This window comes from Kitasatospora sp. NPDC057692, assembly GCF_042799475.1.
Classification (GTDB): domain Bacteria; phylum Actinomycetota; class Actinomycetes; order Streptomycetales; family Streptomycetaceae; genus Kitasatospora.
In genome coordinates this window covers 113,942-134,808 of record NZ_JBHVIV010000014.1, presented here as the reverse complement: position 1 = coordinate 134,808, position 20,867 = coordinate 113,942, and the positions used below count along the sequence as shown (strand labels likewise).

At 76.4% G+C, this 20,867-nt stretch carries 7 protein-coding genes; all 7 read right to left on the bottom strand.

The window, feature by feature from the left end:
* The coding region (locus tag ACFVFS_RS11690; protein WP_380622807.1) for an amino acid adenylation domain-containing protein at nt 1-10,327 on the bottom strand (10,327 nt) is incomplete at its 3' end.
* 42 nt (nt 10,328-10,369) lie between these two features.
* Nucleotides 10,370-11,368: a TauD/TfdA family dioxygenase gene (locus tag ACFVFS_RS11685; protein WP_380622805.1), complete on the bottom strand. Its 999-nt coding sequence runs from the start codon at nt 11,366-11,368 to the stop codon at nt 10,370-10,372.
* An 8-nt stretch (nt 11,369-11,376) separates the two neighbouring features.
* On the bottom strand, nt 11,377-11,589 hold the full coding sequence (locus tag ACFVFS_RS11680; protein WP_380622803.1) for an MbtH family protein: 213 nt from the start codon (nt 11,587-11,589) through the stop codon (nt 11,377-11,379).
* Nucleotides 11,590-11,781: 192 nt separating this feature from the next.
* Nucleotides 11,782-12,966 (bottom strand): cytochrome P450, encoded by a 1,185-nt coding sequence (locus ACFVFS_RS11675; RefSeq protein ID WP_380622801.1) that lies wholly within the window; start codon nt 12,964-12,966, stop codon nt 11,782-11,784.
* Entirely contained in the window at nt 12,960-14,378 is a 1,419-nt protein-coding gene (locus ACFVFS_RS11670) for a thioesterase domain-containing protein (RefSeq protein WP_380622799.1), read from the bottom strand. Before ACFVFS_RS11670 ends, ACFVFS_RS11675 begins: the two co-directional genes overlap by 7 nt.
* A complete protein-coding gene (locus ACFVFS_RS11665) occupies nt 14,375-16,174 on the bottom strand; it encodes a non-ribosomal peptide synthetase (RefSeq protein WP_380622797.1) in 1,800 nt (599 codons plus the stop codon). Before ACFVFS_RS11665 ends, ACFVFS_RS11670 begins: the two co-directional genes overlap by 4 nt.
* A 153-nt stretch (nt 16,175-16,327) precedes the next feature.
* Nucleotides 16,328-20,803 (bottom strand): amino acid adenylation domain-containing protein, encoded by a 4,476-nt coding sequence (locus ACFVFS_RS11660; protein ID WP_380622795.1) that lies wholly within the window; start codon nt 20,801-20,803, stop codon nt 16,328-16,330.
* Nucleotides 20,804-20,867: the final 64 nt, after the last annotated feature.

Here is a 20,867-nt window from a genome sequence, read left to right as displayed (position 1 = left end):
GCACGTCGGTACCGGCACCGAGCCGGGTCAGCAGCGCGGCCAGCCCGGCCTGCAGGGTCATGAACATCGTCACCCGGTGCTCGCGCGCCAACCGGACGAGGCCGCGGTGGAGTTCGGCGCCGAGCGGCAGGACGACGCGGTCGCCGCGGTGGCCGCTGTCGGCGCGCCGGGGGCGGTCGGCGGGCAGCGCGATCTCCTCCGGCAGGCCGGCCAGGGTCTCGCGCCAGTGGGCGAGCTGGCGGGCGGCCGGGCTCTGCGGGTCGGCCTCGTCGCCGAGCAGCTCGCGCTGCCAGAGCGCGTAGTCGGCGTACTGGACGGCGAGCGGGCGCCAACCGGGCGCGGTGCCGTCGCGGTGCGCGGCGTAGGCGGCGGCGAGGTCGCCCAGCAGCGGCTCCATCGACCGGCCGTCGCCGGCGATGTGGTGCAGGACGAGGACCAGCAGGTGGTCGTCGGTGCCGTCGCCCGCCGGGAGGAGGTGGGCGCGGATCGGCAGGTCGGCGGCGAGGTCGAAGGGCAGCTCCGCGTACCCGGCCACGGCGGCCGCCGGGTCGGCCGGCGGGTCGGTGCGGTACTCGAAGGGGACGCGGGCCCGGTCGGCCGGGACGATCCGCTGGTACGGCTCGCCGTCCTGCTCGGCGATGACGGTGCGCAGGCTCTCGTGCCGGGCGACCACCTCGGCCAGCGCGGCGGCCAGCACCGCGGGGTCGAGCGGGCCGCCGATCCGCAGGGCGAGCGGCAGGTTGTAGAGGGCGCTGCGGCCCTCCATCCGGTCGATCAGCCAGAGCCGGCGCTGGGCGGAGGAGAGCGGCAGCCGCTCGGGGCGCGGACCGGCGGTCAGCGCGGGCCGGGCCTCGGCGCCGCCGTCCAGGCGCTGGGCGAGTCCGGCGACGGTCGGGGCCTCGAAGACGTCCCGGATGCCGAGTTCGGCGCCGAGGGTCGCGCGGACCCGGCCGGCCAGCTTCATGGCCAGCAGCGAGTGGCCGCCGAGCGCGAAGAAGTCGTCGTCGATCGAGACCCGGTCGACTCCGAGGACCTCGCCGTACAGACCGCAGAGGATCTCCTCGCGGGCCGTACGGGCCGTGCGGCCGCCGGTGAAGAGGGTGAAGTCGGGGGCGGGCAGGGCCCGCCGGTCGACCTTTCCGCTGCCGGTCAGCGGGAGGGCGGCGAGCGGGACGACGGCGGCCGGGACCATGTGGGCGGGCAGTGACTCGGCGGCGAACCGGCGCAGCTCCAGGGCGAGTTCGACGCCCGGCTCGGCGGTGGTGGCGCAGTGGGCGACCAGTCGGCGGTCCCCGTCGGCACCCTCGTGCAGGGTGACCACGGCCTGTCGGACGGCCGTGTGGCGGGCCAGCACCTGCTCGATCTCTCCGAGTTCGATCCGGAAGCCGCGCACCTTGACCTGGTGGTCGGTACGGCCGAGGTAGTCGAGTCCGCCCTCGCGGTCGCGCCGGACCAGGTCGCCGGTGCGGTACATCCGGGCGCCGGGGGTGAACGGGTCGGCGACGAAGCGCTCGGCGGTCAGCGCCGGACGGCCGAGGTAGCCGCGGGCCAGGCTGCGGCCCGACAGGTAGAGCTCGCCGGGCACGCCGGGCGGAACGGGGTTCAGGTGCTCGTCGAGGACGTAGGCCCGGGTGCCGAGCACGGCCCGGCCCAGGGACGGGCGGTCGGTGGCCGCGAAGGGGTGGGTGAGGGTGTCGACGGTGGCCTCGGTGGGGCCGTACAGGTTGCGGGCGGTGGTGCGCGGGGCCGCCTCGCGCAGCCTGGTCCACAGGGCCCGGCCGACCGCCTCGCCGCCGAGCAGCAGCACCTTCGGGGCCGTATCTCCGTCCAACAGGCCCTCGGCGAGCAGCTGTTCGGCGTAGCTCGGGGTGACGTTGACGACGCCGACGGCTTCGCCGTGGACGTAGCGGACGAGGGCGGCGGCGTCGCGGCGCAGCTCGTCGCCGATCAGGTGCAGCTCATGGCCGGCGACCATCCAGAGCAGGCTGTCCCAGGAGGCGTCGAAGCAGAGCGAGGCGGTCAGCGCGGCCCGCAGCCGGCCGTGCGCCCGCTCGGCCTCGCCGAAGGTCTCCGCGCGGTGGTGGGCCAGCAGCGCGGCGATCGAACCGTGGGTCACCACCACGCCCTTGGGCAGGCCGGTGGAGCCGGAGGTGTAGATGACGTAGGCGGCGTGGCCCGGGTCGGGGAGGACGGCCGGGGCCTCGGCGGGCCGGTCGGCCCAGGCCCCGGCGTCGGCGGACAGCACGGTCAGGCCGTCGAGGACCTCGGGCAGCGGCCAGCCCTCGGCGGTGAGCACGGCCGCCGGGCGGGCGTCGGCGAGCATGTGGGCGGTGCGCTCGCGCGGGTACTCGGCGTCCAGCGGCAGGAAGGCCGCACCGGCCTTGAGTACGGCGAGTTGGGAGACGACGGTCTCCGCCGAGCGGGGCAGGGCGAGCGCGACCACGGACTCCGGGCCGATGCCGGCGGCCAGCAGGCCGTGGGCGAGGCGGTTGGCCCGGGCGTCCAGTTCGGCGTAGTCCAGCCGCAGTTCGCCGAAGACCAGGGCGGTGGCCCCGGGGGTGGCCGCCGCCTGCGCGGCGAAGGCGGCGGGGACGAGCGGGACGTCGGCCGGCAGCGGGGCGGCGGGGGCGAGGAGTTCGGCGCGCTCGCGCCCGTCCAACAGCTCGGCCCGGCCGATCGGCCGATCCGGGTCCGCGACCACGGCGGCCAGCAGCCGGCCGAAGCGGGCGGCGATCGCCTCCACCGTCTCCCGGTCGAACAGGTCGGTGGCGTAGTCGATCGCGCAGTCCATACCGGCGGGGGCGCCGTCCGGGGCGAAGAACTCCTCCAGGGTGACGTTGAGGTCGAACTTGGCGACCCCGGTGTCGGAGGGCAGGGCCTCGACCGCCAGGCCGGGCAGCTCCAGCGTGCCCTCGCCGGTGGACTGGAGGACCATCGCGACCTGGAACAGCGGGTGCCGGGCCAGCGAGCGGGCCGGGTTCAGCTCCTCCACCAGCCGCTCGAACGGCACGTCCTGGTGGGCGTAGGCGCCGAGACCGGTCTCCCGTACCCGGCCGAGGAGTTCGGTGAAGGCCGGGTCGCCGGACGTGTCGGTGCGCAGCACCAGGGTGTTGACGAAGAAGCCGACCAGGTCGTCCAGCGCCTCGTCCGAGCGGCCGGCGACCACCGAGCCGATCGGCACGTCGGTACCGGCGCCGAGCCGGGTCAGCAGCGCGGCCAGCGCCGCCTGGCAGGTCATGAACAGGGTGACCCGGTGCTCGCGGGACAACGCGGCCAGCCGGCCGTGCAGTTCGGCGTCGATCGGCAGGGCGACCCGGTCGCCGCGGTGCCCGGCGCGGGCGCCGCGCGGGCGGTCCACGGGCAGCGCGATCTCCTCCGGCAGGCCGGCCAGGGTCTCGCGCCAGTGGGCGAGCTGGCGGGCGGCCGGGCTCCGCGGGTCGGCCTCGTCGCCGAGCAGCTCGCGCTGCCAGAGCGCGTAGTCGGCGTACTGGACGGCGAGCGGTTCGAGGACCGGCCGCTCGCCGCCGAGGCGCAGGGTGTAGGCCTCGGCGAGGTCGCGCAGCAGCGGGCCCATCGACCAGCCGTCGCCGACGATGTGGTGCAGCGCGACCACCAGGACGTGCTCGTCCGCGGCGACCCGGAGCAGGGTGGCCCGGACCGGCGGTTCGACGGCCAGGTCGAAGGGGCGGCGGGCCGCGCGCTCCACCTCGGCGTCGACGGACTCCGCCGTGCAGTCGAGGAGTTCGACGGCCACCGCGGCCCCGGTGAGGATCCGCTGGTAGGGCTCGCCCTCGTGCTCGGCGATCACGGTGCGCAGGCTCTCGTGCCGCTCGGCGAGGTCGCCGAGCGCGGCGGTGAGCGCGGCGCGGTCGAGCTCGCCGGTCAGCCGCAGCGCGAGCGGCATGTTGTAGAGCGCGCTGGGGCCCTCCATCCGGTCGATCAGCCAGAGCCGCTGCTGGGCGAAGGAGAGCGGCAGCCGCTCGGGGCGCGGACCGGCGGTCAGCGCGGGGCGGGCGTCGGCGCCGTCGAGGCGCTCCACGAGTCCGGCGACGGTCGGGGCCTCGAAGACGTCCCGGATGCCGAGTTCGGCGCCGAGGGTGGCGCGGACCCGGCTGAGCAGCCGGGTGGCGAGCAGCGAGTGGCCGCCGAGGGCGAAGAAGTCGTCGTCGATCGAGACCTCCGGCACGCCGAGGACCTCGCCGAACAGGCCGCAGAGGATCTCCTCGCGCGGGGTGCGGGCGGCCCGGCCGGCGCCGGCGGCCGCGCTGAAGTCGGGGGCGGGCAGGGCGGCCCGGTCGAGCTTGCCGTTGACGTTGAGCGGCAGCGCGGCCAGGGCGGTGAACGCCGCCGGGACCATGTAGTCGGGCAGCGCGGCGGCGGCGTGGGCGCGCACCGCGGCGAGGTCGAGCGCGGCCGGGTCGGCGCCGGCGGCGACGGCCAGGTGGGCGACCAGCCGGGTGCCGACGGTGCCGTCCTGGTGGGGCAGCACGGCGGCCTGCACCACCTCGGGGTGGGCGGTCAGGACGGCCTCGATCTCGCCGAGCTCGATCCGGAAGCCGCGTACCTTCACCTGGTGGTCGGTGCGGCCGAGGAACTCCACCGTGCCGTCGGCCCGACGCCGGGCGAGGTCGCCGGTGCGGTACATCCGGGCGCCGGTGTCGTACGGGTCGGCGACGAAGCGCTCGGCGGTGAGCGCCGGACGGCCCAGGTAGCCGCGGGCCAGGCCGGTGCCGCTCAGGTACAGCTCGCCGGGCACGCCGACCGGCACCGGCCGCAGCCGCGCGTCCAGCAGGTGGGCGCGCAGGTTGGGCAGCGGACGGCCGATCACCGGGCGGGCCTCGGTGGTGCCCAGGCGGTGGTGCAGGGCGTCGACGGTGCACTCGGTGGGCCCGTACAGGTTGAGCACGACGGTGTCGGGGGCGGCGCCGAGGGTGGTCCACAGCTGCTGGCCGCAGGCCTCGCCGCCGATCATCAGCACGGCGGGCGGGCAGGTGCCGAGCAGGCCCTCCTCGACCAGCCGCTCGGCCAGCGCCGGGGTGACGTCGAGGGTGTCGGCACCGGTGCGGGCGAGGTACCCGACGATCGCGGCGGCGTCGCGGCGCAGGTCGTCGTCGAGCAGGTGGAGCTCCTGGCCGGCGACCATCCAGAGGATCGCCTCCAGCGAGGTGTCGAAGGAGAGCGAGGCGGTCGCGGCGAAGGTGAACCGCCGCCCGGGGTGGGCCTGTTGAGCGGGCCCGAGGGTTTCGGCGCGGTGGAAGGCCAGCAGGTTGGCGAGGCCGCCGTGGCGGACCACCACGCCCTTGGGGCGGCCGGTGGAACCCGAGGTGTAGATGACGTAGGCGGCGTGCTCGGGCCCGACCGCCGCCTCCGGCTCGTCGGCGGGCAGCTCCGCCCAGGCGGCGGCGTCGGCGGGCAGTACGGTCAGGCCGGCCAGCACCTCGGGCAGCGGCCAGGCATCGGTGGAGAGCACGGCCGCCGGGCGGGCGTCGGCCAGCATGTGGGCGAGCCGGTCGCGCGGGTAGTCGGAGTCCAGCGGCAGGTAGGCGGCGCCGGCCTTGAGCACGGCGAGCAGGGCGACGATCGACTCGGCGGAGCGGGGCACGGCCAGCGCGACCAGCGACTCCGGGCCGATACCGGCGCCCTCCAGGCCGTGGGCGAGCCGGTTGGCGCGGGCGTTCAGCTCGGCGAAGCTCAGCCGCAGTTCGCCGAAGACCAGGGCGGTGGCGTCCGGGGTGGCGGCGGCCTGGGCGGCGAACGCGGCCGGGACGAGGGCCTCGCCGCCGGGGCGGGCGGTGTCGTGCCAGCGGTCGAGCGCGGCGTACCCGGCCGGGCCGAGCACGTCCAGCTCGGCGACGGGGCGGTGCGGCTGCTCGGCGGCCTGGGCCAGCAGCTGGACGAGGGCCTCGGCGAGCCGCTCGGCGGTGGCCCGCTCGAAGAGGTCGACGGCGAACTCCAGGCCGCCGGAGAGCCCGGCCGGACCGCCGTCCGGGTGGTGGCGCTCGGAGAGGTTGAGGGTGAGGTCGAAGGCGGTGCTGGGCAGGCCGAGCGGCTCGTAGGCGGTGCGGGTGCCGGGGAAGGCGGGGGCGCCGCCGGCCGTGCTGTCGAAGGCCGTGTTGTCGAAGGCGATCATCACCTGGAACAGCGGGTGCCGGGCCAGCGTGCGGGCCGGGTTCAGCTCCTCGACCAGGCGCTCGAACGGCACGTCCTGGTGGGCGTAGGCGGCCAGGTCGGCCTCCCGGACCCGGCCCAGCAGCTCGGCGAAGGTGGGCGCGCCGCCGAGGTCGGTGCGCAGCACCAGGGTGTTGGCGAAGAAGCCGACCAGCTCGTCGAGGGCGGTGTCGAGGCGCCCGGCCAGCGGGGTGCCGATCGGCAGGTCGTCCCCGGCGCCGAAGCGGTGCAGCAGGGCGGCGTAGGCGGCCTGGAGGACCATGAACAGGGTGGCGCCGTGCTCGGCGGCCAGCGCGGCGAGCCGGGCGTGCAGGGCGGCGTCGAGCTCCAGCTCGACGACGTCGCCGCGGTGGGTCGGCACCGGCGGGCGCGGGCGGTCCAGCGGCAGCGGCAGCTCGTCGGGCAGGCCGGCCAGGGCCTCGCGCCAGTGGGCGAGCTGGGCGCCGAGCAGCGAGCCCTGGTCGGTGTCCGCGCCGAGCAGCCGGTGCTGCCAGAGGGTGTAGTCGGCGTACTGGACGGGCAGCGGCTCCCACCGCGGCGCGGCGCCGGCCCGGCGGGCGGTGTAGGCCTCGGCGAGGTCGCGGAACAGCGGGCGCAGCGACCAGCCGTCGCTGGCGATGTGGTGCATCACCAGGGTGAGGACGTGCTCCTCTGGGCCCTCGGGGCGCAGGTAGGCGTGCAGCGGGACGTCCGCCGCCAGGTCGAAGGTGTGGTGGACGAGGTCCTGCGCGGGGCGGTCGGTGACGGTGAGCAGCGGCGCGGGCGGTGCGGCCAGCACCCGCTGGTGGGGCACCCCGTCGTGCTCGGTGAAGACGGTGCGCAGGGACTCGTGGCGGGCGGCGACGTCGCCGAGGGCGGCTTCCAGGGCGGCGGCGTCCAGCGGGCCGGTCAGCCGCAGCGCGAGGGTGACGTTGTAGGTGGCGCCGGGGCCCTCGGCCTTGCCCAGGAACCAGAGGCGGCGCTGGGCGAAGGAGACCGGCAGGTGCTCGGGGCGCGGCTCGGGGCGCAGCGCGGGGCGGGCCGGGGCGCCGGCGATCCGGGCGGCGAGGGCGGCGACGGTCGGGGCCTGGAAGAGGTCGCCGATGGCGAGTTCGGCGCCGAGCTCGGTGCGCGCCCGGCCGACCAGGCGGGTGGCGAGCAGCGAGTGGCCGCCGAGGGCGAAGAAGTCGTCGTCGATGGTGATGCCGTCGATGCCGAGGATCTCGCCGAACAGCGCGCACAGGGCCCGCTCGCGCTCGTCGCGCGGGGCGCGGCCGTCGCCGTCGGTGCCGAGCTCGGGGGCCGGCAGGGCGCGCCGGTCGACCTTGCCGTTGGCGTTCAGCGGCAGCGCGGGCAGCACCACGACGGCCGACGGGACCATGTAGCCGGGCAGCGTCCCGGCGGCGAACCGCTTCAGCTCGGCGGCGAGTTCGGGTCCTTCGGCGGTGTCGAGGACCGCGCAGTAGCCGATCAGCCGGGTGTCGCCGGGGCGGTCCTCGCGGGGGACGACGATGACCTGGCGGACGGCGGGGTGGCGGGAGAGCACGGCCTCGATCTCGCCGAGCTCGATCCGGAAGCCGCGCAGCTTGACCTGGCCGTCGATCCGGCCGAGGAACTCGATCGCGCCGTCGGCGCGGCGGCGTACCAGGTCGCCGGTGCGGTACATGCGCCCGCCGCCGGTGTCGTACGGGTCGGCGACGAAGCGCTCGGCGGTCAGCGCGGCCCGCCGCCAGTAGCCGCGGGCCAGGCCCGCCCCGGCGACGTACAGCTCACCGGGCACGCCGGGCGGCACCGGCTGGAGCCGGGCGTCCAGGACGTGGGCGCGCATGTTGTCCAGCGGCAGGCCGATCGGCGCCCGGGCGCCGTCCAGGTCGGCGGGCAGCAGGGGGTGGTGGGTGGCGAAGGTGGTGGCCTCGGTGGGCCCGTAGACGTGGGCGAGCAGCAGGTCCGGGCAGTGGTCGAGGACCCGGCGCAGCAGCGTGCCGGAGGCGGCCTCGCCGCCGGTGCAGACCGTCCGCAGGGCGCGGAAGGTCTCCGGGGCCTGCTCGGCGACCAGGTCGAACAGGGCCTTGGTGAGGAAGACCGCGGTGACCCGGTGCCGGGTGGCGAGGGCGTGCAGGGCGGTGGCGTCCAGGGTGCCGGGCGGGGCGACGACGACCGTGCCGCCGTGCAGCAGCGGCGCCCACAGCTCGTAGGTGGCGGCGTCGAAGGCGTGCGGGGAGTGCAGCAGGATCCGCTCGTGCCGGCCGTCGCGCCAGCGGCGGTCGTCGGCGAGGTCGACGACGTCGCGGTGGCGCACCGCGACGCCCTTGGGGGTGCCGGTGGAGCCGGAGGTGAACATCACGTAGGCGAGCCGGTCCGGGTGGACGGGCAGCGCGGGGTCGTGGTCGGGCCGGTGCGCCCCGTCGCCGGGCCGGACCACGGTGGCGGTGTGCGCGAAGCCGGGCTCGGCGCGGTCGGTGAGCAGCACCGGTGCGGCGGTGTCGGCGAGCAGCGCGGTCATCCGCTCGGGCGGCAGGCTCGCGTGCATCGGCACGTAGCAGCCGCCGGCCTTGAGCACCGCGAGGGTGGCGACCACCAGGTCCACCGAGCGCTCCATCAGCAGCGCGACCGGGGACTCGGGGCCGACGCCCGCGGCGATCAGGTGGTGGGCGAGGCGGTTGGCGCGGGCGTTGAGCTCGGCGTACGTGACCTCGCCGCCGTCGTGGGCGAGGGCGGCCGCGTCCGGGGTGCGGGCGGCCTGGGCCTCGAACAGGGCGGGCAGCGAGCCGGTGCGGACCGGCGCGGCGGTGGCGTTCCACTCCTCGGCGAGCCGGGCGCGCTCCTCGGGGGCGAGGATGTCCAGGGTGCCGATCGGAGCCCGCGGGTCGGCGGCCGCGGCGGCGAGCAGCCGGCCGAGCCGCTCGACCAGGGTGGTGACGGTGGCGCGGTCGTACAGGTCGGCCGCGTACTCGACCGAGCCCTCCAGTCCGGCCGGGGCGCCGTCCGGGCCGTGCCGCTCGGTGACGCCGATGTTGAGGTCGAACTTGGCGACCCGCAGGCCGAGCGGCTCGGGGGCCGACTCCAGCCCAGGCAGGCCGAGTTCGCCCTCCTCGTGGTTCTGGAGCACCAGCAGGGTCTGGAACAGCGGGTGGCGGCCGAGCGCGCGGGCCGGGTTGACCTCCTCGACCAGCCGCTCGAACGGCACGTCCTGGTGGGCGAAGGCGTCCAGCTGGGATTCCCGGACGCGGCCGAGGAGTTCGTCGAAGGACGGGTCGCCGGACGTGTCGGTGCGCAGCACCAGGGTGTTGACGAAGAAGCCGACCAGATCGCTCAGCGCCTCGTCGGAGCGGCCGGCCACCCCGGTGCCGAGCGGGATGTCGGTGCCGGCGCCGAGCCGGGTGAACAGCGCGGCGAGGCCCGCCTGGAGCACCGCGAACAGGGTGGCGCGCCGGCCGCGGGCCAGCTCGGCCAGCGCGGCGTGCAGCTCGGGCGCGAAGGTGAACGGGACGGCGTCGGCGGCCCCCGTGGGCGCGGGCGGCCGGGGGCGGTCCGCCGGCAGCTCCAGCTCCTCCGGCAGATCGGCCAGGACCCCTCTCCAGTGGTCGAGTTGGCGGCTCATCAGGCTGTACGGGTCGGACTCTTCGCCGAGCAGCTCGCGCTGCCACAGCGCGTAGTCGGCGTACTGGACCGGCAGCGGCTCCCACCGCGGCTCGGCTGCCGAGAGCCGGGCGGTGTAGGCGGTGGCGAGGTCGCGCAGCAGCGGGCCGAGTGACCAGCCGTCGCCGGCGATGTGGTGGAGCACCACGAGCAGCACGTGCTCGGGGGCGGCTCCGTCGGTCGGAGTGAGCGAGAAGACCGTGACCCGGATGGGGAGTTCGGCGCTCAGGTCGAAGGTGTGGGCGGCTTCCGCGTCCCGTAGGCCCGGGTAGCCGGCCGGTGCGCACTCCACCGTCGCGGAGGCGATCGACGCCTCCGCCGACGGCAGGATGTGCTGCACCGGCACGCCCTCCTCGTCCACCGGGAACACCGTGCGCAGGGCCTCGTGCCGGGCGACCACGTCCGCCGTCGCGGCACGCAGCGCGGCGGTGTCGAGCGGGCCGCGCAGGCGGACCGCGAACGGCAGGTTGTAGAGCGCGGTCGGCCCTTCGATCTGGTCGATCAGCCACAGACGCTGTTGTGCGTACGAAACCGGGATCACGGTGCTTCCTCTGCTCACGTCACGGGCGGGTGGGCGGCGCCGTCACGCGGCGACGGCGGTGGTCGGCAGGACCGAGGGGCGGCAGTCGAGGACGTCGACCGGGCGGCCCATCGCGACGGCGATCCTCCGGTCGCCGCGGTACGGGTCGCGGCCGTGCGCGCAGAGCACGTTGTCGACCAGCATCACGTCGCCGACCTGCCAGGCCTCCCGGACGGTGGCCGCCTCGTAGGCGGCGTTCAGCGCGTCGACGTCCTCGCGGGTGAGCGGTTCGCCGTCGCCGAAGCCGGTGTTGAACGGCAGGCCGTCCGGGCCGAACTCCTCGACCATGGCCTCCCGGATGTCCGGGTCCAGCGACCACTCGCTCCAGAAGGCCAGGTGGTTGAACCAGGCCTCCTCGCCGGTGTGCGGGTGGTGGATGGTGGCCGGCCGCAGCTGGCTGGTGCGCAGGTTGCCGTCCGCCGTCCACTCCCAGGAGATGCCGTTCTCCCGGCAGTAGCGCTCGACCTCGGCGCGGTCCTCGGTGGCGAAGGCGGTCCGCCAGTCGAGCGAGACGAAGTCCGAGTAGCTGCGGTCGAGCGTCCAGCCGGAGGTCCGGCCGCGCTCCGCCAGGTGCGGCGGCAGGGCGGCGAGGACCTTGCGCACGTCGGCGGTCGGGGTGGCGCCGCCGGCCTCCGGGGCGATCAGGCAGGCGAAGAGCAGCCGGCCGGGGAAGGTCAGCGTGTAGCTGTTCTCGTTGTGCATCCGGATCGACTGCGCGGGCGGCAGGTCGGTCGACGAGAAGACGCCGTTGCCGAAGTCGCTGCGCGGGGTGGCCTTCTCCCGGTACGGGGTGGGCTCGGGGATCAGCACGTCGCGCACGGCGGCGACGTCCTCGGTGGCGGCGACCGGCAGGCCGCGCAGGAAGATCGTGCCGTGCTCGTGCAGCGCGGCGGTCAGCTCGGCCTCGTGCGCGCGCAGCCAGGCGGTGCCCTCGGCGAGGTCGGCGACGGCCGGCACGCGGGCGAGGGCCGGACGGCCGGGGTTCAGCTCCCAGGTGACCATGGCGGCGCTCACCGGCGGTCGAGGCCGGCGACCAGCGAGGCCGGGCGGATGTCGGTCCAGTTGGCCTCGATCCAGTCCAGGCACTCCTGGCGGGGGGCCTCGCCGTGGACGGTGGTCCAGCCGGCCGGCACGTCGATCCAGACCGGCCAGAGCGAGTGCTGGTTCTCGTCGTTGACCAGGACGAGGTAGCCGGCGCTGTCGTCCTCGAACGGGTTGCTCACGGTGGTCTCCTCGGTGAGGTGGTGGTCGCTGGTGGGGCGGTGCGGTGTGATTCGAAGGTAGGCGCGCGCCGGGCCCGGAAGCGGCACAAGGCCCGGCAGGTGAGCGGCAGTTCCTGGACTGCCGTCCTCCTGCGCGGGCCTCGGCGCACGGGGGTGGTGCGAGGTGGAGCGGGGTGGGTTCGGGTGAGGGCTTCAACGGGGGGTCAGCCGGACCGGGAAGCGGTCCAGGCCGAAGTTGATGATCGAGCGGTTGTACTCCACCGGACCGGTCGGCTCGATCGCCGACGCCTTCTCCAGCGCCGCCGTGAACAGCGCGCTCAGCTCGGTCTTCGCCAGCGGCGCGCCGATGCAGTAGTGGGCGCCCAGGCCGAGCGCCAGGTGCTTGTTGGGCGAGCGGTCGAGGCGGATCTCCTCGGGCGCCTCGAAGGCCTCCGGGTCGCGGTTGGCCGACCACACCCAGACCGCGACCCGGTCGCCGCGGCGGATCCGGCGGCCCGCCAGCTCGATGTCCCGGGTGGCGGTGCGCAGCGTGTGCAGCCCGACCGAGGTCCAGCGCAGCAGTTCGTCGACGGCGGAGTCCATGGACACCTCGCCGCGCTGCAGCCGCCGCCACAGGTCGGGCCGGCTGACCAGGGTGTGCAGCCCCATCGCGGCGGTGTGCCGGACCGTCTGCACGCCGCCGACCACGATGTTGTCCAGGTTGAGCACGACGTCCTCGACCGGCAGCAGCCGGCCGTTCACCTTGTAGGTGGCCATCATCGAGATGAGGTCGTCGCGCGGGTCGGTGCGCCGCAGCATCACCTGGTGCAGCAGGTAGGGGATCAACTGCTGGTGCCCGGCCCGCCGTTCCTCCGGGGTCGCGCCGAGGAACGCCACGTCGCAGACCCGGACCATCATGTCGCGGTCCTTCTCCGGCACGTCCAGCAGATCGCACATGACGGCCAGCGGCAGCGCCGAGACCACGTCGACGAGGTCCGCCTCGCCCTGTTCGACGGCCCGGTCGAAGAGCTCGGCGGCCCGGTCGGCGATCGACCGGGAGGCGCCGCGCACCCCGCCCTTGGAGAAGAACGGGTTGGCCGGGGCCCGCAGTTCGCGGTGCCGGGGCGGGTCGGTGAGGGCCATCATCCGGCCCGAGCCGACCGGCACGTTGCCGACGCCCGCGCCCAGCAGCGAGCCGGACTCCGAGCTGAACACGGCGGCGTTGCGCAGCACCTCGGCGGACTCGCGGTAGGTCATCACCGACCAGATCGGCCCGTCGTCGACGGTGTCGGTGCGGTGGACGGGCGCCTCGGCCCGCAGTTCGGCGACCAGCTCCGGGATGTCGGGGCGGGCCCACAGGGCGGGGTCGGTCAGGTCGACGGACGTGGTGGTCACCATGACGGCTGCTCCTCGGTGGCGGCGGGGTCGGCCGGGCGACGGCCGGCCGGGAGGGGGGTCAGGAGGGAGGTCAGGAGGTCGACCGGGCCGGGCCGGTCGACGGTGGCGAGCAGGTGCCCGCCGGGCAGGACGCGGTGGCCGAAGGCGCCCCGGGTGTGGGCGGCCCAGCCGGTGAGGTCGGTGGTGGCGAGCATCGGGTCGTCGGCGCCGGCCAGCGCGTACAGCGCGGAGCCGATCGGCGCGCGCGGCCGGTACCGGTAGGTGGCGCTGACCGCGAGGTCGGTGCGGATGCCGCCGAGCGCGAGCTCGGCCAGCTCCGGATCGGCCAGGACCAGCTCCTCCAGCCCGGTCAGCCGCAGGAGTTCGGCGGCGTCGAGGTCCTTGGTCCCGCGCTCGGTCCACTCGTCCGGTCCGGGCGCCCCGGCCACCACCACCAGCTCGGGCCGGCGGTCGGCGGGCAGCGCCTGGGCCACCTCGTAGGCGAGCAGCGCGCCGAAGCTCTGCCCGTAGAAGGCGGCCCGCCGCCCTGCGCCGAGGTGCGGGGCGAGCGCCCCGACGACGGCCTCGACCAAGGCGTCGAAGTCGGCCGGCATCGGCTCGCGACTGCGGCCGCCCCGGGCCGGCGGCCGCAGCGCCCAGACCTCGGCGGCGGGCACGATCGCCCGGGCGAGCGGGGTGAAGGCGGTCGCGTCGCCGCCGGCGTGCGGGAAGCAGAACAGCCGGACGGGGTTGGCCGGTTGGGGGGCGGGGAGGAGGAACCAGTCCCCCTCGGTCCGGGGCCGCGGCCCGACGGCGGCCCGGGCGGCCGGCGGGGCTGAGGTCAGGGCCGGGGCCGGGGCTGGGGTCGGCGCCGGGCCCCGGACCGAGGCCGCCGGACGGGGCGGGACGGCACCGGCGGCCGGACGCGGGCGGCGGGTGATCGGCGGCCGCGCCGCCTCGGCCTGGGCAGCGGACGGGACGGAACCGGCGCCGACCCGCGCGTTCGGCTCCTGGTCGGACGGAGCGACCCGACCGGAGGCCCGGTCGGAGGCCCAGTCCCCCTCGGTACGGGGCCCCGGGCCAGCAGCGGCCCGGGCGGGCGGCGAGGCCGGGGCCGAGGTCGGGGCCGGGGCCCGGACCGAGGCCGCCGGACGGGGCGGGACGGCATCGGCGGCCGGACGCGGGCGGCGGGTGATCGGCGGCCGCGCCGCCTCGGCCGGGGCGGCGGACGGGAGCCGAGCCCCCGCGCTCTCGGCCGAACCCCGGGACGGGACGGAACCGGCGCCGACCCGCGCGCTCGGCTCCTGGTCGGACGAGGCGACCCGACCAGGGACGAGGTCGGCAGCGGCGGGGCCCGGTATCCCGGCGCCCTCGGCCCGCTCCGGGGTGGTCGGGAGCAGGGTGCGGTCGGCCGGCGGGGTGGTCGTGGTCATCGGACGGCCGGGCGGCGGGGGGCGAGGGCGGGGCGGGCGGTGGCGGGGCCGGCGGCTGCGGCCTGCTCGACGGCCACCGTGAAGGCGGCCAGGTCGGCGGCGTTCAGCAGGTGGCGCAGCTGGAGTTCGACGTTGAGCTTGCGGCGCAGCAGGTGGACGACGCGCAGGGCGGCGAGCGAGTGGCCGCCGAGGGTGAGGAAGTCGTCGGTGGGCAGCACCTCGGGGACGCCGAGCACGGTGCGCCACACCTCGGCGACCTGCTCCGCCACTCCCCCGCCCGTGCCCTCCGCGGCCGGCTCGGCGGCGGGCGCGGGCAGCGCGCGGTGGTCGGTCTTGCCGTTCGGCGTGAGCGGCAGGGCGTCCAGCACGGTCACGGTGGCCGGCACCAGGTGCGCGGGCAGGGTGCGGCGCAGGGCGGCGAGCAGCGTGGCGGGGTCGGCCGCGGGGCCGGTGACGTAGGCGGCCAGCCGGGTGTCCCCGGGCGCGGGCTCGTGCACGGTCACGGCGGCGGCGGTGACGCCGTCCAGCTCCGCCACCGCGTGCTCCACCTCGCCGAGTTCGACCCGGAAGCCGCGCAGCTTGACCTGCCGGTCGACCCGGCCGACGTACTCCAGCAGGCCTTCGGCGGTGCGGCGGGCCTGGTCGCCGGTGCGGTACATCCGGGCGCCCGGCTCCTGGGCGAACGGGTCGGCGACGAAGCGCCCGGCGGTCAGCCCGGGCTGACCGGCGTAGCCGTGCGCGAGGACCGGCCCGCCCAGGTACAGCTCGCCGACCGCGCCGGGCCCGGTGACCGGCGCCAGCCGCTCGTCCAGCAGGTGGACGCGCACGCCGGGCATCGGCTCGCCGAGGTGCGGGCCGGGGCCGGTGATCCGGGCGGCGATCACCTCCACGGTGCACTCGGTCGGCCCGTACAGGTTGAACGCCTCGACCCGGCCGTCGGCCAGCTCGCGCCAGGTGCGCTCGGGGACCGGCTCGCCGCCCATGAACAGGCGCGGGACGCCGGCGCCGTTCCTCGGGTCGAGCAGCGGCTCGCGCAGCAGCTGCCAGTGGGACGGGGTCAGGTCGAGGTCGGTGACGGCGTGCTCGGCGAGCAGTTCGGCCAGCCGGGCCGGGTCGGCGCGCCGGGCGTCGTCGACGACCACCAGGGTGTCGCCGCGGCAGATCCGGATCCACTGCGGGACGGAGGCGTCGAAGGAGACGCTGGCGTTCCAGGCGACCACGGCCGGCTCGCTGCGGTGGGCGCCGATCGCCTCCAGGTTGGCGGCGAGGCGGGCGACGGTGCCGAACGGCACCTCGACGCCCTTGGGGCGGCCGGTGGAGCCGGAGGTGTAGATGACGTAGGCGGGGTCCAGCGGGTGGGTGACGGTGTCCGGGGCCGCGGGCGCCTCGGCGTCCGGGCGCAGCACGGCGACGCCGGCCGGGACGGGCGGCGCCGGGTCGGCGCTGACCACGGCGGCGAGGTGGGCGTCGGCGGCCATGAAGGCGATCCGCTCGGCCGGGTAGGCCGGGTCCAGCGGGACGTACGCGGCACCCGCCCGCCAGACGGCGAGCAGGGCGACCGGCAGGTCCAGGGTGCGGGCGAGGTGGACGCCGACCCGGTCGCCACGCCCGACACCGGCGGCGCGCAGGGCCGCGGCCAGGGCGGCGGTGCGCCGGTCCAGGGCGGCGAAGTCGAGGCTGCCGTCGGCGGCGTGCACGGCGGGCCGGTCGGGGTGGGCGGCGACGGCGGCGCGCAGCCGGGTCAGCAGGTCCACGGTGGAGGGGGCTACGGTGGCCGGCTCCGCGAAGGTGGTCATGGCGGGGTACTCCTCGGTCAAGGAAGAAGGAAGAAGAAGAGGGAAGGGCCGGTGTGGAACAGCGGTGCTCCGCCTCGGCGGCGGGGGTCGTCGGCGGCGGTGCTCGGGGGTCGGGCCCGGAAGGCTGCCCGCGATCGGGCCCGGCGGGCCCCGTCAGACCCCGGCGGCCAGACGGGCCAGGGCCGCCGCGTAGACGTCGATGAACTCCTCCGCCGTGGCGTCGTCCACCAGCGCCCGCTGGTGGTCCACGGCCAGCAGCACCCGCTGGGTGACCGGGTCCTGGATCAGCGAGGCGCCGAAGGTGAAGCTGTTCGGCTCGTGCCGGTAGGTGGGCTCGGTGCCGATCCGGCCGTCCTCGATGCGGGCCGAGCTGAGCCGGCCCAGGGCGTGGAAGCGCAGGAAGCCGAACTGGCTGTCGAGCGCGGTGTCGGCCATCATCCGGGCCAGCCGGGCGAACGGCACCCGGCGGTGCGGCATCATGTCCAGCTCCTCGCGGTGGACGTGCCGCACCAGCGCCGCCAGGTCCTCCCCCGGCTCGGCGACCAGCGGGACGGTGTTGAGGAACAGCCCGTACACCTCGGTGCCGCCGAGCCGCTCCAGCCGGCCGTTCATCGCCAGTCCGGTGGTGACCCGCCGCCGCCCGGTGATGTGCGCGAGGGCGTGCAGATGGGCGGCGAGCGCGACGGACTTGACCGGGACGGCGAGCGCGTCGGCGACGGCCCGCAGCTGTCCGGGGGCGTCCGGCAGCACCCGTTCGACGGTGCGCGGCAGCTCGTGGACGTCCTCGCTGCCCGGCCAGAGCTGGCCGGTGGCGCCGTCCAGCCGCCGGTGCCAGTAGGCGAGCGAGTCCGGGTCGGCGGCCGCGGCCCGTTCGACGGCCACGAAGTCGCGGAAGGCGGTGCGCGGCGGCGGGGTGGGCGCGGAGACCGGGTCCGCGGCGAGCACGGCGTGCCGCTCCATGATCTCGGTGAGCAGCGAGGTGAAGCTCCAGCCGTCGAGGATCGCGTGGTGCTCGGAGACGGTGAGCTGGAAGGCCTCGGTGGCGAGCCGCTGCACGGTGATCCGGAACAGCGGGGGCGCGGTGAGGTCGAAGGGCCGGTCGCGGTGGTGCTCGAAGACGGCGCGGATCGCCGCGTCCTGCTCCGGCCCGGTGCGTCCGCGCAGGTCGGCGAACTCGACCGGGGCGGGCAGCGTGCCGTGCACCAGCTGGAGCGGTTCGCCGTAGCCGGAGAGGTCGAGGCCGGTGCGCAGCACGGCGTGCCGGGCCATCGCCTCGTTGACGGAGCGGCGCAGCGCGGTCTCGTCCAGGGCGCCGCCGAAGCGGTAGGAGTTGACGTTGTGGTAGCTGTCGGTGCCGCCGGCGACCTCCATGTGGAAGACCATCGACAGCTGCATGGAGACCATCGGGTAGGCGTCGACGACGCCGGGCGGCAGCTCGGCGCGGTCGTCCTCGTCGATCAGGGCGAACGGCCGGTCGGCGCCGGGGTCGGCCTCGACGGGCCGGGCCAGCGGCAGCAGGGCGGCGACGGTGGGCGCGTTGAAGACGTCCCGCAGGGAGAGCTGCCAGCCGCGGTCGTGCAGCGCGCCGGCCAGCTGGACGGCCCGGATGGAGTCGCCGCCGAGGTGGAAGAAGTCGTCGTGGACGCCGATGCCGGACACCCCGAGCACCTCCGTCCAGACGGCGGTGAACAGCTCCTCCTCAGGGGTGCGCGGCTCGACGTGCCGGCCGGCCCGCTCGGGGGCGGCGCGTCCGGGGGCGGGCAGCGCGGCCCGGTCGACCTTGCCGTTGACGGTGAGCGGCAGCGCGTCCAGCACGGTGACGCTCGCCGGAACCATGTACGGCGGCAGCGAGCGGCCGAGGAAGCCGCGCAGGTCGTCGGGGGCGCGGCCGGTGACGTACGCGGCGAGCCGGTCGTCGTGGACGGTCACCACGCAGGCGTCGACGTCGGGGTGGGCGGCGAGGGCGTTCTCGATCTCGCCCAGCTCGATCCGGAAGCCGCGCAGCTTGACCTGGAAGTCGGCGCGGCCGACGTACTCCAGGCCGCCGTCCGGCAGCCGCCTGGCGACGTCGCCGGTGCGGTAGAGGCGGGCGCCGGGCGGTCCGGCGGGATCGGCGACGAAGCGGCCGGCGGTGAGGCCGGGACGCCCCCAGTAGCCGTGGGCCAGGCTGCCGCCGCCGATGTACAGCTCGCCGGGGACGCCGGGCGGGCAGGGGCGCAGCCAGTCGTCCAGGACGGCCGCGGTGAGGTGCGGCATCGGCTCGCCGATGAGGCTGCGCTCGAAGCCGGCGCCGCCCTCGGCGACGTCGTGGATCGTGACGTGGACGGTGGTCTCGGTGATCCCGTAGAGGTTGCAGAGCCGGGCGGGCGGCAGCGGGTCGAGATCGTGCCAGCGCTGCACGACGCCCGGGTCCAGGGCCTCGCCGCCGAGCATGATCCAGCGCAGCGCGGGCAGTTCGCGGGGTCGCCGGCGCAGGGCCGGTTCGAGCTGGCGCAGCGCGGACGGTGTGAGGCACAGGTGGGTGACCTGCTGCTCGTCGAGGAGTTCGGCGAACTCCTCCGGCGAGCGGCTGGTCAGGTAGGGCACGACGATCAGGCGGCCGCCGTGCAGCAGCGCGCCCCACAGTTCCCAGACGGTCCAGTCGAAGGCGTAGCTGTGGAAGAGCGTCCAGGTGGTGTCGGGTCCGAAGCCGAAGTGCCCGCGGCCGGAGTCGAGCAGCCGGCTGACGTGCTCGTGGGCGACCGCGACGCCCTTGGGGCGGCCGGTGGAGCCGGAGGTGAAGATGAGGTAGGCGAGGTCGCCGGGGCGGCCGGCGGCGGGCGGGCGGGTGTCGGGGTGGGCGGCGATCTCGGCGGCCCGGGCGGTCAGGTCGAGGGTCTGCCAGGGGCCGGCGGGGGCGCGGTCGGGGCGGTCGGTGAGGACGGCGGTGACGGCGGTGTCGCCGAAGACCAGGGCGGCCCGGTCGGCGGGGGCGGCGAGGTCGACGGGGACGTAGGCGGCGCCCGTCTTGAGGACGGCGAGGACGGCGACCGTGACGGCGGCGGTGCGTTCCAGCAGTAGGCCGACCCGGTCGCCGGGGCGCACCCCGCGGGCGCGCAGGGTGTGCGCCAACCGGTTGGCGCGGCGGTCGAGTTCGGCGTAGTCGAGGGTCTCCCGCCCGTCGCTGACGGCCGGCCGGTCGCCGTGGGCGTCGGCGGCCCGCTCGAAGAGCTGGTGCAGGCAGTGGCCCTCGTCCAGCCGGGCGGGGCCGGGCTGCCGCCCGGCCGCGGGGGCGGCGGTGAGCCGGAGCACGGTGGCGTCCGGGTCGGCGAGGGCGGCGTCCAGCAGGGCCGCGTAGTCGGCGGCGAGGCGGCGGACGGTGCCGGGGTCGAAGAGGTCGGTGCTGTACTCGGCCTCGCCGCGCAGTTCGCCGCCGCCGTCCGCCGCGTCCCCGGCGGGCTCGAAGACGGACCAGGTCAGGTCGAACTTGCTGGTGCCGTTGGAGCGGACGGCGCGCCGGGCGGTGGCCGCGCCCAGTGCGAGCGGGGCGCGGTCCTCGCCGTGGGCGCCGAACACCACCTGGACCAGCGGCGGGTGCTGCGGGGTGCGGGCGGTGCCGAGGTGGTCGACCAGCTGGTCGAACGGCACGTCGAGGTAGCCGAAGGCGTCGAAGGCGCCGTCCTGGAGGTCGGCGACCAGCCCCCGGAAGGTCGCGCCCGGGGCGAGCCGGATGCGCAGCGGCAGCAGGTTGACGAAGTAGCCCAGCAGGTCGGCGAGTTCGGGCCGGTTTCGGGTGGTGACCGGGGTGCCGACGAGCAGGTCGTCGGCGCCGGTCCAGCGGTTCAGCAGCAGGGCGAAGGCGGCGAGCTGGACGGTGAACGGGGTGGCGCCCTCCTCCTCGGCGAGCGCCCGGACGCGGGCGGCGGTGCCGGGGGCGAGGCCGAAGTGCTCGGTGGCGCCGCGCTCGCCGCGCTCGGCGGGGCGCGGGCGGTCGCCGGGCAGGTCGAGCAGGGCGGGGGCACCTTCGAGGCGGTCCTTCCAGTAGGCGAGGTGCTCCTCGTAGGAGGCGTGCTCCTCCTCCTCGGCCCAGTCGGCGTACTGGAGGCCGAGGGCGGGCAGGTCCGGCGTCCGGTGCTCGGCGAACGCCCGGTAGTGCTCGGTGAGTTCGCGCTCGAAGAGGTCGGCCGACCAGCCGTCCCAGATGATGTGGTGGACGACGAACAGCAGGGTGGTGCGCTCCTCGGCGAGCCGGATCGCCTCGGCGCGCAGCAGCGGGCCGGCCGCGAGGTCGAACGGCTCGGCGGCCCGTTCGGCGACCAACTCCTCCGCGCGCTCCTCCCGTTCGCCCTCCGGCAGGCCGCGCAGGTCGGTGACGGCGAGCGGTACGGCCAGGGCGTCGTGGACGTGCTGGCGCGGGCCGCCGGGGTGCAGCGCGAAGGTGGTCCGCAGTGCCTCGTGCCGGGCGGTGACGGCGTCCAGGGCGCGGGCCAGCAGCCCGAGGTCGAGCGGGCCGGTGACCCGGTACGTCCAGGGGGTGGTGTAGGTGACGGTTCCCGGGTTCAGGTGGTCGAGGAACCAGAGGCCGCGCTGGAGGCCCGAGACGGGCGCGGTGCGGGCCGGCTCGGCCACGGGGTCGGCGGACGGGCTCACGGCGTCGTTCCTTCCTGCCCGGCCGCGCTCGGGACGGCCGGGCTCGGGGCGGCTGGGGTCGAGG

What these genes read in the sequence shown, in the direction of transcription:
- ACFVFS_RS11675 (WP_380622801.1), bottom strand. Translation starts at nt 12,966, where the DNA reads ATGGTGACCACCACGTCCGTCGACCTGACCGACCCCGCCCTGTGGGCC.
- ACFVFS_RS11665 (WP_380622797.1), bottom strand. Translation starts at nt 16,174, where the DNA reads ATGACCACCTTCGCGGAGCCGGCCACCGTAGCCCCCTCCACCGTGGAC.
- ACFVFS_RS11685 (WP_380622805.1), bottom strand. Translation starts at nt 11,368, where the DNA reads ATGGTCACCTGGGAGCTGAACCCCGGCCGTCCGGCCCTCGCCCGCGTG.
- ACFVFS_RS11670 (WP_380622799.1), bottom strand. Translation starts at nt 14,378, where the DNA reads ATGACCACGACCACCCCGCCGGCCGACCGCACCCTGCTCCCGACCACC.